Here is a 553-nt window from a genome sequence, read left to right as displayed (position 1 = left end):
TCCAGAATAACAGCCTGTGGCATCTGAATACTGTAAATTTTCCTCCGAAGTACTCTGGCAATCGCAAGGAACTGGTTTAAAGTGTCTTCATCCATACGGTTAAAGAATCTTGATACCGTAGGCTGTGATGCAAGCGCATCTTTTTCAAGTACAGACTTGAATACAGGATCATTGGTTTTAAACGCTTTTTCTAAAAGCGTATCAATACCAAGTTTGCTTATGAATTCTTTGATAAGAAGCAAGCCTGCATCGGATGAGAGATCTCCTCCATCAAAATTTATTTTAATCTGTCTATTGCTTTCTAAGGCTAAGGTGTTTACAATACTCATAAAGGGCTCCTTTGTTTGGGATTGTTAAGACTTTGAACACCTTAATTTTACCACAAATGGATGCTCTTTTTTCATTCACTTGATAGGTGAAAAGCAATATTCAGCTAAAATACAGTAACTATGTGGCTTTCAGCCACTTTCACGGCTGAGCCGTGAATAATCTAGGATTGATTATAATTATATTTTTTACTCTGCAAACCCGGAAGTTATATCATCACTTTGCT

At 36.7% G+C, this 553-nt stretch carries 1 protein-coding gene; it reads right to left on the bottom strand.

Features of this window, described 5'->3' with window-relative positions; all coding sequences use genetic code 11:
- A partial coding sequence (locus ABMA45_RS01095) for a transposase (RefSeq protein WP_348029878.1) occupies positions 1-329 on the bottom strand: 329 nt, incomplete at its 3' end.
- Positions 330-553 lie beyond the last annotated feature (224 nt).

This window comes from Eubacterium sp. CAG:156 (assembly GCF_000434315.1).
In the GTDB taxonomy this organism is placed as follows: domain Bacteria; phylum Bacillota; class Clostridia; order Lachnospirales; family Lachnospiraceae; genus Eubacterium_U; species Eubacterium_U album.
Note: the sequence above shows the minus strand (reverse complement) of the source record. Positions and strands in the feature narration are given on the sequence as shown.